Annotated in this window: 11 protein-coding genes; 10 read left to right on the top strand and 1 reads right to left on the bottom strand. The window is 31.8% G+C overall.

Annotated features, from left to right (window positions below):
* Window positions 1-74: 74 nt before the first annotated feature.
* On the bottom strand, window positions 75-947 hold the full coding sequence (locus BVC87_RS21045; RefSeq protein ID WP_075344380.1) for an AraC family transcriptional regulator: 873 nt from the start codon (window positions 945-947) through the stop codon (window positions 75-77).
* Between the two features lie 233 nt (window positions 948-1180).
* Between BVC87_RS21045 and BVC87_RS21040 the strand changes: the two genes are divergently transcribed.
* From BVC87_RS21040 to BVC87_RS20995, 10 genes are all read left to right on the top strand, one after another.
* The gene (locus tag BVC87_RS21040) at window positions 1181-4243 is read left to right on the top strand and encodes a SusC/RagA family TonB-linked outer membrane protein (protein ID WP_075344379.1); all 3063 of its coding nucleotides are present in this window, start codon (window positions 1181-1183) and stop codon (window positions 4241-4243) included.
* A 23-nt stretch (window positions 4244-4266) separates the two neighbouring features.
* Window positions 4267-5811, top strand: a complete 1545-nt coding sequence (locus BVC87_RS21035) for a RagB/SusD family nutrient uptake outer membrane protein (RefSeq protein ID WP_083629680.1) — start codon at window positions 4267-4269, stop codon at window positions 5809-5811.
* A gap of 112 nt (window positions 5812-5923) precedes the next feature.
* The gene (locus BVC87_RS21030; protein WP_083629679.1) at window positions 5924-9214 is read left to right on the top strand and encodes a VCBS repeat-containing protein; all 3291 of its coding nucleotides are present in this window, start codon (window positions 5924-5926) and stop codon (window positions 9212-9214) included.
* A gap of 1 nt (window position 9215) precedes the next feature.
* On the top strand, window positions 9216-10184 hold the full coding sequence (locus BVC87_RS21025; protein ID WP_083629677.1) for an SMP-30/gluconolactonase/LRE family protein: 969 nt from the start codon (window positions 9216-9218) through the stop codon (window positions 10182-10184).
* 18 nt (window positions 10185-10202) lie between these two features.
* Window positions 10203-12446: a glycoside hydrolase family 3 N-terminal domain-containing protein gene (locus BVC87_RS21020; RefSeq protein ID WP_075344377.1), complete on the top strand. Its 2244-nt coding sequence runs from the start codon at window positions 10203-10205 to the stop codon at window positions 12444-12446.
* On the top strand, window positions 12439-14307 hold the full coding sequence (gene gndA / locus BVC87_RS21015; RefSeq protein ID WP_075344376.1) for an NADP-dependent phosphogluconate dehydrogenase: 1869 nt from the start codon (window positions 12439-12441) through the stop codon (window positions 14305-14307). Before BVC87_RS21020 ends, gndA begins: the two co-directional genes overlap by 8 nt.
* A gap of 2 nt (window positions 14308-14309) precedes the next feature.
* Window positions 14310-15656, top strand: a complete 1347-nt coding sequence (locus tag BVC87_RS21010) for a GntP family permease (protein ID WP_075344375.1) — start codon at window positions 14310-14312, stop codon at window positions 15654-15656.
* A gap of 37 nt (window positions 15657-15693) precedes the next feature.
* Window positions 15694-17298 carry an MFS transporter gene (locus BVC87_RS21005; RefSeq protein WP_075344374.1) on the top strand — a complete coding sequence of 535 codons (1605 nt, stop codon included), beginning with the start codon at window positions 15694-15696 and terminating at the stop codon, window positions 17296-17298.
* Window positions 17299-17307: 9 nt separating this feature from the next.
* Complete coding sequence (locus BVC87_RS21000) at window positions 17308-18444, top strand: AGE family epimerase/isomerase (RefSeq protein ID WP_075344373.1); 1137 nt, start codon at window positions 17308-17310, stop codon at window positions 18442-18444.
* A 1-nt stretch (window position 18445) separates the two neighbouring features.
* Window positions 18446-19192, top strand: a complete 747-nt coding sequence (locus BVC87_RS20995; protein WP_075344372.1) for a hypothetical protein — start codon at window positions 18446-18448, stop codon at window positions 19190-19192.
* The last annotated feature ends 153 nt before the right edge of the window (window positions 19193-19345 follow it).

Genomic DNA, 19345 nt, shown 5'->3' with positions numbered 1-19345 from the left:
TACTCAAATAATCAAAATATGATATTTTTTTTAGCGTTTTAATTCTTCTAGAATCGTTAAATGACAAAAAAGTACTATAATACTTTTTGTATTCCATTGAATTCAGTTCTAAACTCACTAGGGGTACTATTTTTTATTTTTTTAAACATTCTATTAAAGTTGGCTAAATTGTTAAATCCACATTTGTAAGCAATTTCTCCAACACTCAAATCTGTTTCTAATAATAATCTACTGGCATAACTTACTCTAGTATTGTTTATATAAGATACGAAAGTTTTTCCAGTTCTCTTTTTTATAAAACGATTAAAAGAAACAGGAGTCATATTTACGAGTTCAGAAATTTCATCTAATGAAATTTTCCTACTAAAGTTATTCTGAATATACTCGTAAACCTTTTTGATCTTGTCGCTATTTTCAAAATCATTATAATTAGAGAAAGATGTAGATAATGATTTCTGGTTTCTAGAGATAGATAAGTCATGTAATATAGATATGAACTCTATAAAGTAATCAATACCAGAAGTTTTAGGGAGTTCCATTAGTCTCGGCATAATCTCTTTTACTGTTTTTTCTGAAAACAAGATACCATGAATAGATCTATTCATCATATCCCTAATAGACTTAAATACTCTTCTTGAAAGTAGTTTCTCATCTAATAAATCATTATGGATATGAATTGTTATTTCATGGATCTCTTTGTTTTTACAATTATGTAGTTCCCAACAATGAGGAAGATTTGGCCCAACCAAAACAAGTTCATAATCACTAATCTCTCCTATATGATCTCCAATAACTCTTCTAACCCCCGTACCTTTATGTATAAAGTTTAATTCATACTCCGGGTGAAAATGAATAGGAAAGTCAAAACTATCTTTTACTCTGTAGTACACCAAGAAGCTATCTGATGGAGATAACTGGGTAATTTCTCTATGGATATTTTTGTTCATTTTGTAAATTTTTAGGGTTGTTTTTTGGGTATTCGTAATTTTTATGATTCAATAATATCAAAAAATTATAAATATTTGATAAAATTATATTAATAATTAGTTAATAATGGATATATTTTTGTCTTAAACAAATATTTTTTGTGCAAAAAGTGTATTTAAATGTTTTGATATATTAATAATCAGGATATTCTAAATTTACTTTTCCTCAAAAAAACACCAAATTAATTATCAAAATGAAAAAAAATATATTTGCGTTTTTTCTACTAACATTGGCATTAGTTTTTACTACTAATCTTAATGCGCAAAATGTTACCGGAAGAGTTTCGGATGGAACAGGTCCGTTACCAGGAGTTAATATTATAGTTAAAGGAACAAATCAAGGTGCAGAAACTGACTTTGATGGAAAGTATACATTAAGTAATGTAAAACAGAATGATATACTAATATTTAGCTTTGTTGGTTACAAAACGGTAGAGCTTCCTGTAAACGGTAAACAAGTGATCAATGTTACATTGGAGGAAGATTCAGCAACATTAGATGAAGTAGTTGTTGTGGGATATGGAACTAAGAAGAAAAGTTTGGTGACAGGAGCTATTTCAAGTATAGATAGCAAACAGATAAAAAGTGTTTCCAATCAAAGGGTAGATCAAATACTTCAGGGTAGAACTTCTGGGGTAACAGTATCTTCATCTTCAGGTTCTCCAGGTTCTGGTACAAATATTAGAATTAGGGGTACAGGTTCAAGTGGAAATTCAAACCCTCTATTCATTGTAGATGGAATGAAAGTTTCTACTATTGATAATATAGCGCCTTCTGATATAGCTAATATGGAAGTGCTTAAAGATGCCGCTTCAGCAGCAATATATGGTACAGAAGGAGCTAATGGTGTAATTATTATTACTACTAAAAAAGGAACCAGTGGTGGAATACAATTTAACTTTAATTCACAAGCAGGATTCCAATTTGTAAATACAAAAATGGAATTAATGAATGCTACTCAGTTTGCTACTTACATGGCAGAAGGAGGAAATCCTTTAACAGGAGTTGTGGATATTGATGGAGATGGAGTGTTAGATCCTCAAGTAAATACAAATTGGATAGATGAGACTTTTGATACAGCTTTCATGCAACGTTACGATTTTAGTTTATCGGGTTCTATGAAGAATACTTCGTACTATTTTTCTGCATCTCATACAGATCAAGAAGGTGTAGTAGTTGGAGGACAATCTTCTTTTGAAAGAAATGCTTTTAGATTAAATATTAAAAGTGAAATCACAGACTGGTTAGAAGTAGGAGTGAATTCAAATACATCTTTCATAGAAAGAAGAGGTATTCCTGAGAATAGTGATACAAGGAGTGTAATTCAAAATATGATAATTATAGATCCATTAACACCAGTTGTTTATACTGATGGTGTGCCTGTAAGTGTTTTTGATCGATCGGCAGCAAATGGTGTACCTGTGTTAAGAGATGAAAATGGTAATGTATATGGTTACCCAGCATTTTCTACAGGAGAAGTAATTAATCCAGTTGCTTTTGCAAACGCAATACAAGAGAATATTAATGAGAATGATCAGTTTTTAACTACAGTGTATGCAAAAGTTAAATTATTAGAAGGATTAGAATTTACAACTAGATATGGTTATGAACAAAATCAATTTTTTGCTCAAACTAATACTAATCCATACTATGTTTCTTCAATTGCAGCTAATACACAGTATAATATAAGCGATCAAAAAATTAAATTTAGAAGGTGGTTATGGGAAAATTTCGTATCTTATGACAAGTCTTTTGATAATCATAACTTTAAAGTGTTGGCAGGGTATTCTGCAGAACAAAGTAGAAGACCAAGATATGTTCAAACTGCATATACTTCAGATGTAGATGATTTTACAGGATTTAATATAAATAACCCTGAGTTTAGTGTATCAGGAACACCAGTAGAATTCTTAACATTTAGAGATAATTTAGTTTCTATTTACGGTAGACTATCATACGATTACATGGAAAAATATTTATTTGAAGCAACAATAAGACGAGATAAGTCTGATAAATTCCCAAGAGATAACAGAGCGGGTGTATTTCCTTCGTTCTCTGCTGGATGGGTTGTTTCAAAAGAAGATTTTTGGAATGATGAGTCGTTTATTAATTCTTTAAAAGTAAGAGGTAGCTGGGGACAGAATGGTAACAAGAGTAATTTGCCAGGAAACTCAGAGATTACAGCAATTTCTGCTTTATCAGGAGGAAGAACATTAACGTATTTAGGTAATGATGGTGTAATAGTTACTGGATTTGGAAACCCAAACTTAGTGTGGGAAACTTCTGAACAACTAGGTTTTGGTTTAGACTTGAGAGCCTTAGATAATAGATTAAATTTTACAGCAGATTATTATAAGAAAACAACTAAAGATTTAGCAGTTAACAATGGTAATCTTATTACACCAGGATCTGCAGGTTTCCCATTCGGAGCATTTAACGCAGGTACTGTTGTTAACCAAGGTTTAGAATTTGAAATCGGATATTCAGATGTTACTGATGGGGACTTTAGTTACCAAATTAATGCGAATTTATCTACATTAGATAATGAAGTTACTGAAATTAAATTTGTGCCTGAAAATTCTTTCTTACAAGGAGCAGGAGCACCACAAAATAATGATGGTGTAACAAGATTTAGAGAAGGTTTACCTGCTTGGCATTTCCATGGTTTTGAAACCGATGGTATAGATCCAGCTACTGGTCAAATTATTTATAAAGCAACAGGTACTACTGATAAACCATCAAATGATCAAAAAACATTTATCGGTTCACCACATCCAGATGTACTTTTCGGAGGAAACATAAGATTAGGATACAAAGCATTTGATTTTAATGTACAATTCCAAGGAACAATAGGTAATGAAATTATAGCTACATACCACCAACCATCTAGGCCTATCACAAATAAGCCAGTACATTTCTTTACTGAAAGATGGACAGGACCTGGAGACACGGGAGCAACATTCCCAGGAGCAGCATCAGTGATTCCTTCTTACGAAACAGATTTAGTAGTAGAAGATGGATCTTTCATGAGAATAAAACAAATTCAATTAGGATATAATTTACCACAGAGCGTTTTAGATGATTTACATATTAGTAGCATGAGAATGTATGTTTCACTAGATGACTTTTTTACATTCACAGACTACAAGGGACTTGATCCAGAGATTGGAAACTTTGGATTTAATGATATAGGAGTAGATAGAGGATTTTATCCAACTGCTGCGAGAGCATTATTTGGACTTTCTCTTAATTTTTAATGACCAAAACAAACTTACACAAAATGAAAAAAATTATTTACAGTGCAGTAATAATACTATTCTTTGGTGTTATTTCATGTAGTGAGGATTTTACAGATAATCCTCGAGAAGACGTACAAGATCTAGATGCATTTTTCTTAGATGAAGCTAATGTAGAACAAGCTGTAATCGGTATTTATGATTTAATGCAATTGAGTTATGGTAGAGATTGGCATAGTGCGTTTCTTGTAAAACTTTTACCAGGTGACGATGCAAACTGTGCAGGAGGTAATAAAGACGATCAATCACAATTACAAGAAATTGATGATTTTAATAATGTGTCTTCATCTAACCCATCTATACAAAGTGTTTGGGATACAATGTATAGAACAATTGCAATGTCGAATTTAGTAGTAGAAAGCTTGTTAGATAGTAGTTTAAGTAACAAAGATAGAGCTACAGCTGAAGCTAAATTTTTCAGAGCATGGTGTTATTTTGAATTAACAACAATGTTTGGAGATATTCCATTACGATTATCATTACCAAAAGGAGCTGAAGATTTTGCTCAGCCAAAATCAACAAAAGCAGATATTTATTTAAAAATAAAAGAAGATTTAGACGCTGCAATTGCAGGTTTACCAGATAAATCAGCAGTAGCAGGTAGTTTTAGAGTATCTAAAGGAGCAGCACAAGCATTAATGGGAAAAGTATTAGTTTTTGAAGGAAACTATTCTCAAGCAGTTCCGTTTTTTGAAGCTGTAATTAACAACCCAGCACACGATTTAGAAGCAAATCCAGCTGATGTATGGGCAGTAAGTAAAGAGTTTGGACAAGAATCTTTATTTGAATTGGGTTACATCACTACATCTGGATTAAACTGGAATGCAGGAAGTGTAGCTTGGGGAGGAAATAATGAAAGTAATCTTCATATTCAATTAATGGGACCAAGAGGAGGTATCTTTAACTTAGGATCTTTACCTGTTATTAATGGATGGGGATTCAATTTACCAACTAAAAAACTAGTAGATGCGTTTGAAGCTGAAGGAGATGTGGATAGAAAAGGAGCTACTTTATTAACAGAAGCAGAATTATTGGCATCAGGAGGTTCAATAGATTTATCACAAGCTACTGGAGGGTCTATCTGGGATTATGAAGGAGCAATCAGAATGAAATATGCGACTAGACCAGAAGAAACTTCTCCAGATGGTGTTAGAGAGTTAAATTATGGAACTAACTTTAGACTATTCAGATATGCAGAAGTATTGTTATTAGCTGCTGAGGCTTACAATAGATCTTCAGATGATGCTGGAGCAAGAAGAGAGTTAAATAAAATTAGACAAAGAGCTGGTTTAGCTGATGTTTCAACTAGTTTAGCAGGAGATGCTTTATTCGACGCTATAGTTAATGAGAAATTCTTAGAATTAGCGCATGAAGGTCAACGTTTCTGGGATTTAGTAAGATGGGGTAGAGCAGCAACTGAGTTATCAGGAACAATGTATTCTGCTACAAACAATTTATTCCCAATTCCAATTTCTGAAATAGATAAGAATACAGCACTTACGCCAGAAGACCAAAACCCTGGATACTAATTCATATTAAAATATCATAACTGTAGATTGTATTTGAATTAATAATCTATTTATTTTGATGAAGCAGTATGATTAATTCATACTGCTTTATTTATTGTTACACATTTTATTTATGAAATATATACTTTATTTTTTTTGCTCAATACTAGTAGTTGTCGGATGCAATTCAGAAAAGAAAATAAAAAAAAGTTCTAAAGTTTTTTCTGCATTGCAAGCAACTGAAACTAATATTGATTTTAATAATAAATTACAAGAAACAGAAACACTTAATTACTTCACTTATACCTCTATTTACATGGGAGGGGGAATATCTATTGGAGATATAAATAATGACGGGTTATTAGATTTATTTTTTACAGGAAACCAGGTCGAAAATAGATTGTATTTAAATAAAGGAGATTTTAAGTTTGAAGATATAACCAAAAAAGCAAAGATATCAGGAGATAACCGATGGTATACAGGAACAACCATGGTAGATATCAATGGGGATGGTTTTTTGGATATCTATTGTGCAGTTTCTGGAAAAGAAGGGGAAAAGAAAAATCAATTATTTATAAATAATAAAGACAATACATTTACCGAAAAAGCTGAGGAATATGGAATAGCAGATGAAGGAAATTCTGTGCAAGCAACGTTTTTTGATTACGATAATGATGGTGATTTAGATATGTATTTGGCAAACTATCCAATAGCACATCCATCTACATCTAATATGGTGTACAAGAATAAAATGCAAAATGTAAAAGATCTTGAATCTGATAAATTATTTAAGAATGAAGAAGGTAAATTTGTTGATGTATCTGAACAAAGTGGTGTAAAAAACTATAGTTTTTCGCTAGGAATAACGGCTTCAGATGTAAATAATGATGGTTGGGTAGATTTGTATGTATCTAACGATTATAGTGTTCCGGACTTTCTCTATATCAACAACCAAGATGGAACATTTAAAGAAGTAATTAAAAAAGCAACTTCTCAAACTGCATTTTATGGAATGGGTATCGATATCGCTGATATAAACAATGATGGCTTTATGGATATTTTCCAAGCAGATATGGATTCTGATGATAATCGTCGTCAAAAAGCAAATATGTCAAGTATGAATCCAAGATTGTTTTATGAAACAGTTTTATATGGATTTCATTATCAGTATATGCATAATTGTTTACAGTTAAATTCAGGGTATATCGAAAATGGAATTCCAAAATTTTCAAATATTTCAAGATTAACAGGTACGTCATCAACAGATTGGAGTTGGGCTCCTTTATTCGCCGATTTTGATAATGATGGTTTTAAAGATCTTTTTATAACTAATGGTACCAGAAGAGAGGTGAATAATAAAGATTTCTTCAACAGTATTGGAAAAACAGAATACAATGAGTTATCATTATTAGAAAAAACAAAGCGAATTCCTAGTGAGAAAATAGACAATTTTATGTTTAAAAATCTAAATGGTCTTGAATTTTCAAAGGTAAATAAAGAATGGGGAATTTCTCATGAAGGATTTTCAAATGGAGTAGCTTATGCAGATTTAGATAATGATGGAGATTTAGATCTAGTGGTTAATAATATTGATGAACCTGCTTCAGTATTTAAAAATAATGCCTCTGAAACAAGTAATTACCTTAAAGTAAAATGTAATGCAGGGAAAAAGAATACAAATGGATTAGGAACTAAAATTTATGTGTATTCAGGTCAACAAAAACAAGTTCAGGAATTAACATTAACAAGAGGATTTCAATCTTCAGTAGCTCCTGAAGTTCATTTTGGATTAGGAAATAATACAAAAATAGATAGTGTAAAAGTTGTTTGGAATACAAAGGAAATAGAAGTGTTGAAAAACTTGGAAACGAATCAAACACTAACTTTTGAAAAAAAGAATGCTATTCAAATTTCAACAATAGAAAAAAATAAAGAGGATAAATTATTTATAGAAAATAAAGGATTAGCCCAGCAAATAAAGCATGTAGAGAATCAATACGACGATTTTCAAACGCAAGTTTTATTGCCTCACAAAATGTCTACTTTAGGTCCTGCAATTGCAGTGAAGGATGTAAATAATGATGGTTTACAGGATTTTTTCTTAGGAGGTTCATGTGGAAAATCAGCAGCTATATATTTACAGAAAGAGGAAGGTTTTATAAAGCAAGATCTTAATACGTTTCAAAAAGATAATTTATCAGAAGATGTAGGTGCATTATTTATAGATGTTGATAATGATGGTGATCAGGATTTATATGTAGTAAGTGGAGGTTATGAAGTTCCTGAAAATTCAGATCGATTAAAAGATAGATTGTACAGTAATGATGGAAAAGGGAATTTTACAAAAGAAAGTCAGTTTTCTGAACTAAAAATTAGTGGATCAAAAGCGTATCAAATCGATTTCAATAAAGACGGAAAACAAGATGTTTTAGTATTGGGAAGGCAGCTTCCAGGTAAATATCCTATGCCAGTAACATCTGTATTACTTGAAAATAATTCGACCACGCAATCAGTAAAATTTATAGATAAAACAGCTGAACTAGCTCCTGTTTTTCAAAATTTAGGAATGGCAACTAGTGCGGTAGTAACTGATTTCAATAAAGATGGTTGGGAAGATTTGATTATCGTTGGTGAATGGATGGGAATAAAAGCTTTTAAAAATACGAAAGGTAAATTTGAAGATGTTTCTGGAGATATGGGCTTGTCAGATACCAATGGCTGGTGGTGGAGTATTGCTCAGGCTGATTTTGATAATGATGGTGATACAGATTATATAGTAGGAAACAATGGTTTGAACTATAAATACAAAGCATCTGAAAACGAAACTTTCGATATTTATGTGAAAGATTTTGATAAAAACTTAAAGTCAGACATTGTCTTAAGTTATTATAATAAAGGAAAGCAGTATCCAGTAAGAGGAAGACAATGTTCGTCAGAGCAAATTCCTGGAATTAAACATAAATTCAAAAATTACGATCAGTATTCTAGAGCAACATTAATTGATGTTTATGGAAAGAAAAACCTAGAAAATTCACTACATTATCAGGTTAAATCTTTTGCTAGTGTGTACTTAGAAAATGACAATGGTAAGTTTATGATACGAAAACTACCTGTGGAAACACAATTATCTAGCATCAATCAAATTATTACTGATGATTTTGATAAAGATGGAAATATTGATGCTTTAATTGCAGGGAATCTTCATAATTCCGAAGTAGAAACTCCAAGAAACGATGCTGGATATGGTCTCTTTTTAAAAGGTAATGGAAAAGGTGATTTAAAACCAATACCAGTAACACAGAGTGGTTTCTATTCTGCAGGAGACGTTAAGGATTTACAACAAATTAAAATAGGAAATACAAATTATGTACTGTCAGCTAAAAATGATGATTATCTACAGTTCATAAAAATATCAAACAAATAGAATGAGAAGAATAATTATGATACTGCTATCAGCAGCAAGTATAATAAGTTGTAAACAAACAGAGCAAAATAAATTCGAGGCTGTTTTAGAGTATGAAATCCAAGCAAAATTAGGAGAAGGAGCTATTTGGAATTATAGCAGTAATGAGTTGTATTGGATAGACATTGAGGGAAAAAAATTACATATATATAATCCTACTGAAAAACAAAATAGAACTATAGAAATGCCTTGTAGAATAGGAACTGTAGTGCCTTCAGAAGAAAAAAATAAAGCTGTTGTTGCGTTAGAAGACGGAATTTATATAGTAGACACAAAAACGTCAGAGATAAAGTTGTTATCTGATGTTGAATCTGAAATTAATGAAAATAGATTCAATGATGGAAAATGTGATCCTAATGGAAATCTATGGGTAGGTTCATTGCATTTAGCACAGACAAAACCGAATGCTAATTTATATAAGATAGATGCATCGGGGAAAAGTGAAAAAATGCTTGATAGTATTACAATCTCAAATGGAATTGTTTGGACAAAGGATAGTAAAACAATGTACTATATAGATACACCTAAAGGAACTATAAGAGCATTTGATTTTGATCCGAATACAAGCTCAATAAGCAATGAAAGAGTAGCTGTTACAGTTAGTAAAGAAGACGGATTTCCTGACGGTATGGCTATTGATGAAAATGATATGCTTTGGGTAGGTTTATGGAATGGAAATGCGGTGGCCCAATACAATCCTACAACAGGAAAATTGATAAAAAAGATAAAAGTACCCGCACATAATGTAACAGCTTGTGCTTTTGGAGGAAAAGATTTGAATGAATTGTATATCACTACAGCGTCTGTGGATATGGATGAAGAAGAGAAGAAACAATACCCTTTGGCAGGTTCAATTTTTAAAATCAAATTAAATGAAAAAGGTGTGAAAAGTAAGTTTTTTCACAAGCCTGTTTTTCAATCACCAGAATAAATAAATTAGACTACTACAATGAAAAATATACAAATAATCCTATGTTGTTTCTTTGTTTGTATTGGCTTTAGTCAAAATAAAGTGAAGAACGCTAATGTAGAAAAAGAGGTAAATAACTTATTGTCTAAAATGAGTTTAGATGAAAAGATAGGGCAATTAAATTTAAGAGGAACCTCGAGTAGAGTAAAAGGATCATTACCTGAAGAGTTAAAACAAGCTGTTAGAGATGGTAAAGTAGGAGCCTTTTTAAATGTAATGAATACAGATTATGTAGATGAATTACAGAGAATAGCGACTACAGAAAGTCCAAATAAAATTCCTTTAATTTTCGCAAGAGATGTAATACATGGTTTTAAAACAATTTTTCCTATTCCCTTAGGTTTAGCAGCATCTTGGAACCCTGAAATAGTGGAAACTTCATCTAGAGTAGCTGCAGTAGAAGCTTCTTCTTCAGGAATACGTTGGACATTTGCTCCAATGTTGGATATAGCTAGAGATAGCAGGTGGGGAAGAATTGCCGAATCTCCAGGAGAGGACCCATATTTAGCGTCACAATTATCATCAGCATACATAAAAGGTTTTCAAGGAGAAGATTTAAAAGATCCAACCAGTATGATTGCGTGTGCAAAGCATTTTATTGGTTATGGAGCAGCAGTAGGAGGTAGAGATTATAATACAGCAATTATCAACAAAGAATTACTTCAAAATGTGTATTTACCCCCTTTTAAAGCAGCTTTTGATGCGGGAAGTCAAACTGTAATGACTTCTTTCAATGAAACCAATGGAATACCAGCGTCAGGGGATAAAAAATTACTACAGGATATTTTAAGAGATCAAATGAAATTTGATGGTTTTGTGGTAAGTGATTGGAATTCTGTAATAGAAATGATTGCCCATGGTTATGCTAAAGACAATAAACATGCTGCTGAGAGAGGCTTACATGCAGGGTTAAATATGGAAATGACAAGTACAGCCTATGAAAATCATGTAAAAGAGTTATTAAAAGAGGGAAAAATTTCGGAAAAAGAAATTAACAGTTTAGTAGTAGACATTTTAAGAGTGAAATTCAGGATGGGATTATTTAAAAATCCAAATAGAGATAAAAATCACACGGGAAAATTATATGCTAAAGAACATTTAGAATTAGCAAAGAAAGCGGCTATCGAAAGTTCAGTATTGCTGAAAAATAAAAAGAATATTCTACCACTTAAAAAGAATAAAAGCATTGCTGTAATTGGTCCTTTAGCAGATAAACCTAGAGAACAATTAGGAACTTGGACTTTTGATGGGGATAAAAATCATTCAGTAACACCAGTAAATACCTTCAAACAAGAAAAAGTTGATTTTAATTTTATAGAAGCATTAGATTTTAGTAGAGATACTTCTACAAAGAAATTTCAAAAAGCAATCGCAACGGCAAAAAAATCAGATGTCATTGTTTTTATTGGAGGAGAAGAAGCTATTCTTTCAGGTGAAGCACATAGTAGGGCTAATATAAACCTACCTGGAATACAAGAAAAATTAATAAAAGAATTAGCCAAAACAGGAAAGTCAATTGTATTGGTAATTATGGCAGGAAGACCAATTACTCTAAGTAATATTATAGATGATGTTGATGCAGTATTGATGACATGGCATCCGGGTACTATGGGTGGTCCTGCTATTTACGATATGTTATTTGGTAATAAAGAACCTCAAGGAAGGCTACCGGTTACTTGGCCAAAAGTAGTGGGTCAGTTACCATTATACTACAATCATAAAAATACTGGGAGACCAGCAAGTAAAGATGAATACGTGCATATAGATGATATTCCAGTTGGTGCGTGGCAAAGTTCATTAGGAAATACCTCTCATTATTTAGATGCCGGATATACTCCACATTTCCCGTTTGGATATGGTTTAGGATACACTACTTTTTCATATAAAAACATAAAACTTTCATCAAATAAATTGTCAGACTCTAAGAGTATTGAGGTGGAAGTAACAGTTAAAAATACAGGTTCTCGTGATGGAGTGGAATTGGTACAATTATATGTTCAAGATGTTGTAGGAAGCATTACTAGACCTGTTAAAGAATTAAAAGGATTTCAGAAAATTGTACTAAAAGCGAAGGAAGAAAAACAAGTAAAGTTTACAATTTCAGTAGATGATCTCAAATATTATAATAATGATTTATTCTATGGTGTAGAAAAAGGAGATTTTAATGTTTGGATAGGGAGTAACGCAGCTAGTGGTTTAAAGAGTAGTTTTGTGTATGAGTAGGAAGATTATAGTAATTATGGGAGTAAGTGGTAGCGGTAAATCTACTGTTGGAAACTTACTTTCAGAAAAGATAAAAGTACCTTTTGTAGATGCTGATGATTTTCATCCCAAAGCTAATATAGAGAAAATGAGTAAGGGAGTTCCTTTGGATGATGAAGATAGAAAACCTTGGTTAGAGGCTTTAAATAAAAAAATGAATGAGGCGCAAGATGAAAATGGAATCATACTAGCATGTTCAGCATTAAAAGAATCATATCGTGAGATTTTATCTAAAAGAATAACTTGGATTGAATGGGTGTATTTGGAAGGAAGTTTTGAGTTGATAAAATCCCGTATGGAAAAGCGTAAGCATTTTATGAAAGCGGATTTATTACAATCACAATTCGATTGTTTAGAGGTTCCTAATCATGAAACTACTATAGCTATTGAAGAAGAACCTGAAGTATTGGTTAATACTATTATAAATAAAATGAAAACATCATCTTTTGGTATTTTAGGTCTAGGCGTAATGGGAAAAAGTCTAGCTACAAATATGTTAAATAAAGGTTTCTCAATATCAGTATACAATAGAGAAACTCCTGAAGAAAAAGGAATTGTAGATGCGTTTATTGATGAAAACTTTGGGAGAAGGGTGCTAGGATTTACTGAATTGAAAGAATTTATTGATTCAATTCAAAAACCAAGAAAAATTTTAATGATGGTAAAAGCTGGTAAAGTAACAGATACTATTATTGAAAGTATGGTGCCTTTTCTAGAGGAAGGAGATGTGCTAATTGATGGAGGAAACTCTCATTATTTGGATACCAAAAGAAGGAGTGATTATTTAGAAGATAATGGGATTGAATTTGTAGGACTAGGTGTTTCAGGAGGTGAAGAAGGAGCATTAAAAGGACCATCATTAATGCCTGGAGGAAAAAAAGAGAGTTATACTAAAGTCGCTAAATATTTAGAAGCCATTTCAGCAAAGGATGAAGATAATAATCCATGCTGTAGTTACATTGGACCAGATGGAGCAGGACATTTTGTGAAAATGGTGCACAATGGAATTGAGTACGGAGATATGCAGTTGTTAGCAGAAGTCTATGCAATTTTATCTGAAACAATGAATAATGAAGAAATAGCTACGTTACTTAGTGAATGGAATACAAGAAAACATGGAAGTTATCTATTAGAAATCACTTCAAAAATAACAAAGGAGAAGGAAGGCGATACTTACATGCTAGATATTATTTTAGATAAAGCAGGAAATAAAGGTACTGGTTCTTGGTCTAGTATTGCTGCATTAGAAATGGGAGTTCCAACTACAGTAAAAAATGCAGCTGTACATGCAAGGTATACATCGTCATTTAAAGATGAACGAGTAAGATTATCAAAGTATAAAAATCAAGCAGAACATAAAGAAGTAGTAAATGTTGAAGTATTAGAGCAAGCTTATGATTTTGCTAGGACAGTAAACTTGCATCAAGGTTTTCAACTATTGAAAGCAGCTTCTGATGAGTTTAATTGGAATTTGAATTTAGCGGAAATCTGTAGGGTTTGGTCAAATGGATGTATCATTAAATCAAAAAAAATAAAAGAGTACAGTCACTTATTGAAAGAAGTAGCTTCGTTGTTTGATGATGAGGGGGTTATATTGAATCTTTACAGTCAAGAAGCAGCAGCTAGAGAACTTATAACATATACGTTACAGCATAGAATTCATATCCCTTGTTTTTATGAGGCTTATAATTATTGGGTAGCTATGACAACCGCAAGATCTTCAGCAAACGTAATTCAAGCACAACGTGATTTCTTTGGAGCACATAGATTCCAAAAAGTAGGAGATAAAGAAGAAAAAACTTTTCATTACAATTGGAGTTAAATATGTTGGATTATAATTTATTATTAGCCATTTTTTCTGGAGTAGCTATTTTATTAGTGCTCATATTACGTTTTAAAATTCAAGCATTCATTGCACTTTTAATAGCAAGTGTGAGTGTTGGTATAATAGCAGGAATGCCTCCAAAAGAGATTTTAACAACCATGCAGAATGGTATGGGAGGAACTTTAGGTTTTGTAGCTTTAGTAGTTGGACTAGGAGCTATTTTTGGTTCAATTTTGGAACAATCTGGAGGGGCTGAAGCATTAGCAAACTATCTATTGGCTAAATTTGGAGAGAAAAGAGCTTCATGGGCATTAATGTTAACAGGTTTTTTAGTGGCTATTCCAGTATTTTTTGATGTCGCTTTTATCATTTTAATTCCTTTGATTTATTCTCTACAGCGGAAAACTAAAAAATCGTTATTATTATATGCAATTCCTTTATTGGCTGGTTTGGCGATTACACATTCGTTTATTCCACCTACACCAGGACCTGTAGCTGTAGCGGATATTTTAAAAGCTGATTTAGGTTGGGTAATCTTATTAGGATTTATAGTTGGAATACCTACAGCTGTTATTTGCGGACCGCTATTTGCCAATTACATTTCAAAAAAGATTCATATTGAAGCACCAGTACTGGAAAACGATTCGAATGAAGTGAAAAATTATCCTGCAGTACAATTGATCCTTTCTATCATTGGGATTCCTATAGTACTCATTGTAGCAAATACAGTGTTGAATAGCCCGTTAATAGGAAATGAAGTTGTTTCTAAGTCAATTAAAGAATGGGTTGGATTAATTGGTAACCCTTTTATAGCACTAATTATAGCAAATCTTATTGCGTGGTATGTTTTAGGAATTCGTAGAGGCTTAACAAAAGAGGAGTTATTGAAAATAGCTACGAAATCTATGGCACCAGCAGGGTTAATTATTTTGCTAACAGGAGCAGGAGGAGTATTTAAACAAATGCTTATTAATACTGGGTCAGGAGAAATGCTAGCCAATTATTTTGCAAGTTCAGGTATAGGAATTTTATTCTTTGCCTTCTTTATTGCTGTTTTAGTCAGAATTCTACAAGGTTCAGCTACTGTAGCTATGATTACAGCGGCAGGTGTTACTGCTCCATTACTAGTAGATACAACAATATCAGAAGGAAGTAAAGCCTTACTAGTAATTGCCATTGCATCAGGAGCATCAGTTATGTCGCATGTAAACGATAGTGGTTTTTGGCTGGTAGGTAAATATTTAGGCTTAACTGAAAAGCAAACGTTTAAAAGCTGGACAGTTATGACAACGATACTTGCACTATCAAGTTTTTTAATTGTAGCAATACTATCAATATTTATATAAACACATTCAACACAAAACAATCAAATACAAAGAAAATATGTCGAATACTAAACTTTTAATTAAAGAAAAAATAGGGTATGCTTTAGGGGATGGGGCTGCGAATATCGCTTGGAGAGGAGTCGCTACTTTTTTATTTATTTATTATACAGATGTTTTTGGATTAAGTCCAGCTACAGTTGGAGTATTGTTTTTAGTTGCTCGATTTAGTGATGGAATTAGTGATGTTTTAATGGGGGTTATTGGAGATAGGACAAACTCTAAATATGGTAAATTCCGACCTTGGATTTTATGGACAGCTATCCCATTAGGTGTTATTTTATCATTGTTATTTACAAGTCCAGATTTTAGTGATACAGGTAAAATAGTTTATGCTTATATTACTTATATTCTATTTACGCTAATTTATACGGCTAATAATATTCCTTATGGAGCTTTAATGGCTGTAATGACGGGCGATGATAAAGAGCGTACTAGTTTAGGTTCGTACAGAATGGTAGGAGCCTTTGTTGGAGGTATGCTAGTGCAAGGATTACTATTGTATTTAGTAGCTTCATTTGGTAAAGTAAGTTCAACTATTCAAATAGAAAAATTAGAAAATAAAAAATATAGTGTTGAAATAGAAGCTTTAGAAGATGTTCCTAGTGTGAATGTGAAAACTGAAGATGGTATTGCAATGTTTACATGGGGAGCAGGAGTAAATGAGTCTCTTCAGAATGAGGAGCCTAGTAATAGAAAAAGTTTCGCTATGAAAACAGGTGAAAAGTATTCCTTTATAGTTGAAGGAGAAGCCGATCTAGCTGAAGAAAATATTTCAATAATAGATCAGAATAATGGATATAGCAAATCTATCTATGTATTATCCTTCTTTTTGATTGTTTTTATGTTGTATACATTTTATGCAACAAAAGAAAGAGTTTCACCACCAAAAGGGCAAAAGAGTAATTTAAAACAAGACTTTAAAGATTTAATAACAAATAAGGCATGGTTAGTTTTATTGGTAGTTGGATTACTATTCAATATATATAATTCCATCAAACAAGGTATTATAGTAATCTATTTTACCCATTATCTAAATGATCAACTATTAGCAGCTAGTTTTTTAGTAGGTTTAATGTTAGCTTCTATAGCTGGAGCCATTGTAACTGCTCCGCTAGGTAAACGATTTGGAAAAAGAAATTTATTTATTTATGCTTTAATTTTATCTGGTACAATCAATGCACTGTTGTTTTTTTGTGGACCTAATGATATTGTTTTAATTTTTGTATTAGGAGTTGTCTCTGAATTTTTTGCTGCCATTTTTCCAACATTGTTTTTTGCAATGCTCGGTGATGCTGCGGATTACTCTGAATTTAAAAATGAAAGAAGAGCAACAGGTTTAGTATATTCAGCAGGTTCTTTTGCCACCAAATTTGGTGGAGGTATTGCTGGTGCAATCATAGGATTTGTATTAACCATCTATGGTTATGATGGACAAAGTGGAGCTTCTATTAAAGAGGCTATTCCAGGAATAATAATGTTAATGAGTTGGATACCTGCAATTGTTACTATGATTGCTGCAGGCTTGATGGTGCTATATCCCTTAAATCAAAGTAAAATGGATGAAATAACCTTAGATTTAAATGCTAGAAGAGCAAAAGTTTAAACTAGTATTGTGGAGTTTTGTAAAAAAGAAATAGCTTCAGTTTTAGATGATGTAATGGATTTCTGGTCAACTAAAGTGGTAGATCCTGATTTAGGAGGATTTTATGGAGCTTTAGATTTCTATGGAAATCCTATGCCTGATGAAAATAAAGGGATAATTCTGAATACTCGATTATTATGGTCTTTTGCTAAGGTTTCAAATCATTTTAAAAGCAATAAGTACAAATGCTTGTTAGACAGAAGCTATAATTTTTTACATGATAATTTTACAGATCCTAATTATGGAGGTGTTTTTTGGGAGCTTCAAGCTAATGGAGAACCATTGAATAAAGAAAAAAAGTGTATAGCCCAAGCTTATATGCTTTTAGCATTATCTGAATTTTACATGTTTTCTACTATTAATGAAGTAAAAAAAGAGTGTCTTAAGTTTTATGAATTAATAGAAGAGAATTTCTACGATCCTAAATCTAATTTCTACTGTAATACATTATCTCACAAACTAGATGCTAGTCAAGATACCTCTAAAAATCTAGGTACTCATCTGCATATTTTAGAAGCTTATACTTCATTGTATAGATTTCATAGAGAAGAAAAACTGAAAGAAAGGATTCAAAATTTACTTCAAATTTTAATTGGAAACTTTTTAAAAAACGATAAGTTTTGCGAATTAGATTTAGATCATGATTGGAACTCACTAACGGAAAGAATATCATTAGGCCATAATGCAGAAGTACCTTGTATGTTATTAGATGCCTGTAAAATGATTCAATTAGAAGACTATGATAGTTTATTAAAAGAAAAGTTGAGGGTTTACTGTCAAGATTCTATATCATTATTGCAAAAAGTAGGAGGTTTATACATGTTTAAAGATGTATCTACATCTACTTACTTAGAAGAGTTTCAATGGTGGACGCAAACAGAAAGTATTATTGCTTTTCAACAATTATATGATTTAACATTAGATCACAGATTTATTCAATACAGAAATCAATTATGGAATTTTATAAAGAGTAACTTTATAGATCATTACAATGGAGAATGGTATGAAAAATTGAATGCTGATAAACATCCAATACACGTGCCTAAAGTTAATATGTGGAAATCACCATATCATATTATCAGAATGTGTTTACTATATTTAAATTAGTATGAAAAAAGGAGTTATTTTAGTTTTTATAGTAGCACTATGTGTAATTTCATGTAAAAAAAATACAACTATTATATTTCAAGATGATTTTGAAAAATATCCTCAAGAGAATATAATATTAGAGCCATGGGAAATGTCAGGAAAAGTTAATATTGATACTACCAAAGCTTTTTCAGGTAAAAAATCAATTCAGTTTATAAGCGGAGAAGGATATAAACAAAGAGCTTTTATAACCTTAAAAAATAGAGTTCCAAAAGAAATGAAGAGCTATTATGGAAGTCTAAAAATGTACGTTGAAGAAGCTTCTCCCGATGGAATTCATTGGACAATGATTCAAGCCTCAGGTAAAACACCAAAAGGTTTCCTAGCAGAAGTACGTTATGGAGGACAACATAATAAAAGAATCATGGCAAATTATGATACACAAATTATAAAGACTGATTGTTGGCATCATACGCAATTTAAAATTCCTGAAAAAAGGTGGTTCAGTATACAGTGGTATATGAATAGAGAAACAAATAATATGAAATTGTGGATTGATGATGAATTAATTCATGAACTTAATGCGAATACTATTGATAAAGGATGTCTTAATAATGAGAATAATAGTGAATGGACATTTCCATTATTTGAGAATATTACATTGGGTTGGGTTGACTATCAACTTGGGGGAGGACAACGTGAGGTTTGGATTGACGATGTCATACTTTCAACAACATATATCGATTCAACTACAATAACTCCTTAAATTAATTATAGTTCTCTTCCTAAGAACTATAATTTTATCTCATTATAACTACGTAAAATTATTAGAGCTGATAAGGTTTTTACCTAAAATAACGTGAGTTCGATTATTAGAATTCTAAAAGTCAAAACTTTAGGTTTATTAAATGTCACTTCT

It is taken from the genome of Tenacibaculum agarivorans, from assembly GCF_001936575.1.
GTDB classification, from domain to species: Bacteria; Bacteroidota; Bacteroidia; order Flavobacteriales; family Flavobacteriaceae; genus Polaribacter; species Polaribacter agarivorans.
The sequence above is the reverse complement of the archived record's forward strand: the minus strand, read 5'-3'. Positions and strand labels throughout refer to the sequence as shown.

Coding starts and splice junctions, on each gene's coding strand:
- BVC87_RS21025 (WP_083629677.1), top strand. CDS start 9,216: ATGAGAAGAATAATTATGATACTGCTATCAGCAGCAAGTATAATAAGT.
- BVC87_RS21005 (WP_075344374.1), top strand. CDS start 15,694: ATGTCGAATACTAAACTTTTAATTAAAGAAAAAATAGGGTATGCTTTA.
- BVC87_RS20995 (WP_075344372.1), top strand. CDS start 18,446: ATGAAAAAAGGAGTTATTTTAGTTTTTATAGTAGCACTATGTGTAATT.
- BVC87_RS21030 (WP_083629679.1), top strand. CDS start 5,924: ATGAAATATATACTTTATTTTTTTTGCTCAATACTAGTAGTTGTCGGA.
- BVC87_RS21010 (WP_075344375.1), top strand. CDS start 14,310: ATGTTGGATTATAATTTATTATTAGCCATTTTTTCTGGAGTAGCTATT.
- BVC87_RS21040 (WP_075344379.1), top strand. CDS start 1,181: ATGAAAAAAAATATATTTGCGTTTTTTCTACTAACATTGGCATTAGTT.
- BVC87_RS21020 (WP_075344377.1), top strand. CDS start 10,203: ATGAAAAATATACAAATAATCCTATGTTGTTTCTTTGTTTGTATTGGC.
- BVC87_RS21045 (WP_075344380.1), bottom strand. CDS start 947: ATGAACAAAAATATCCATAGAGAAATTACCCAGTTATCTCCATCAGAT.
- BVC87_RS21035 (WP_083629680.1), top strand. CDS start 4,267: ATGAAAAAAATTATTTACAGTGCAGTAATAATACTATTCTTTGGTGTT.
- gndA (WP_075344376.1), top strand. CDS start 12,439: ATGAGTAGGAAGATTATAGTAATTATGGGAGTAAGTGGTAGCGGTAAA.